Annotated in this window: 1 protein-coding gene; it reads left to right on the forward strand. The window is 54.5% G+C overall.

Annotation, left to right across the window (positions count from 1 at the left end; genetic code table 11):
* Positions 1-175: 175 nt before the first annotated feature.
* On the forward strand, positions 176-1,300 hold the full coding sequence (locus tag DW233_RS10025; protein ID WP_117803980.1) for an aminotransferase: 1,125 nt from the start codon (positions 176-178) through the stop codon (positions 1,298-1,300).
* The last annotated feature ends 597 nt before the right edge of the window (positions 1,301-1,897 follow it).

Below are 1,897 nucleotides of genomic sequence, written 5' to 3' on the forward strand. Positions count from 1 at the left end.
GCGCTGCATGAGCATGCCCTTCTGGCGCGAGGACCTCTAAGGTTTTCAAAGACCCGTACAGGTCTTACTACAAACATCTAGCTGCCATTAGATGTCCCCCATTGGGGCGGTGCGGATCTTTCGCACCGCCCCATTCATGTTTAATGACGCTAAATGAAGATCAGATAAGGTGGCCATGGATATCAAGACAATCGGTGTTGAGGAATGGCTCAACGTTTGGGAGAAGAGTGCTACCTGGGATATCGCTCAGTCGACGATCTCGTCGCTGACCATGGGCGAGCTTCGCGCACTGGACGAGCAGGACGGCGCCACGTTCTACGAGCGCCTGGATCGCGAGAAGATGAACTACGGCTGGATCGAGGGATCGCCGGAATTTAAGGCCGAGGTCGCCAAGCTGTATCGTCGCGATGTCAATCCCGATCACATTCTGCAGACCAATGGCTGCACGGGCGCCAACCTCAACGCCATCATGGCCGTTGTGGAGCCCGGCGATCACGTGATTGCCGAGTGGCCTACCTATGCGCCGCTCTACGAGATTCCGCGTACGCTGGGTGCCGAGGTCGAGTATTGGGAGCTCCGCGAGGAGCTCGGCTGGAAGCCCGATATCGATGAGCTCAAGCGCTTGGTGCGCCCCAACACCAAGCTCATCTGCATCAATAACGCATCGAACCCCATCGGTACGGTGCTCGATGCCGATATGCTCGGGCAGATTGCCGAGATTGCCCGTTCGGTGGGCGCCTACGTGCTGTGCGACGAGGTGTATCTGCCGCTCGGGAACACCGAGTCCTTTATGTCGATGGCCGACGTGTACGAGAAGGCCATTGTCACCAACTCGGTGTCCAAGACCTATTCGACGCCTGCGGCCCGCGTGGGCTGGGTCGTGGCCAACGAAGAGGTGTCCAACCGCATCCGCACCTATCGTGACTACACCATGATCTGCGGCGGCGTGTTCAACGACGCCCTGGCGACCTACGTGCTCGAGCACAAGGACAAGATTCTCGAGCGCAACCGTAAGATCGTGTTTGGCAACCGCGATATCGCGCAGGCTTGGATCGATACGCAGCATCGCGTTTCCTGGACGGCCCCGCAGGGAATATCCACCTCGTTTATCCAGCTGGATATTCCCGAGGATGACGAGGAATTCTGTAAGCGCCTGTTGGCCGAGAGGGGAGTGCTGCTGGTCCCCGGCAGCCGCTTTGAGCTTCCCTGCGGCGCACGCCTGGGCTACTGCGCGAGCGAAGACGTTCTTCGCGAGGGCCTGAGGCTTTTGGGCGAGGCACTGGCGGAGTTCGATCGCTAGGATTCCGACGATTTTCGAGGGCCTTATCCAAATCGGCCGAAGATAATCGAAAACGGACCCGTTTCCCTAGGGGAAGCGGGTCCGTTTTTCTATACCGAGAAGTCAAGTTGTTACAAATGGGGCCGCAAAGCGAGCCGGTATCCGCTGGGCCTTATACTGAACTTCCGGTGAACGGTACCAAGCGTCTGGTAAACGGTAATATGCATACCAGAAATGAATAGGACAAACTTTTTTCTGAATAAAAATGAAAATGGTTGAGACGCGGTATGAATCGCTAATTCTATTCATAGCTTTATTAGAAATATGCAATTTGAGGGTGGTTCAATAAAGTTAAGTTCCATTTGCTATTTGGTTTGAAAAAGCATTTAAGCACGTAAATAAACTTTATTAAATCAAAGTGTGCCATGCGTGAAGTATATGTGTATGCCGTTCACCCCCTATAAAAAACCGTTCGGGGGCAAGGTGGAAGTATGGGCTGATTTTGGATATAAATATGTCGTCAGCAATAACGCCTCACACGGAGGGGCGCTAACGAATCGGCCCTGACAAGGGCCCGAAAGAAAGGTAGGAGGCCATGACGAAAGGTCTGCACGTGCC

The organism is Collinsella sp. AM20-15AC (assembly GCF_003471405.1).
Lineage (GTDB): Bacteria > Actinomycetota > Coriobacteriia > Coriobacteriales > Coriobacteriaceae > Collinsella.

Bases quoted from the DNA above. Each gene is read 5' to 3' on its own strand.
- DW233_RS10025 (WP_117803980.1), top strand. From the start codon at position 176: ATGGATATCAAGACAATCGGTGTTGAGGAATGGCTCAACGTTTGGGAG.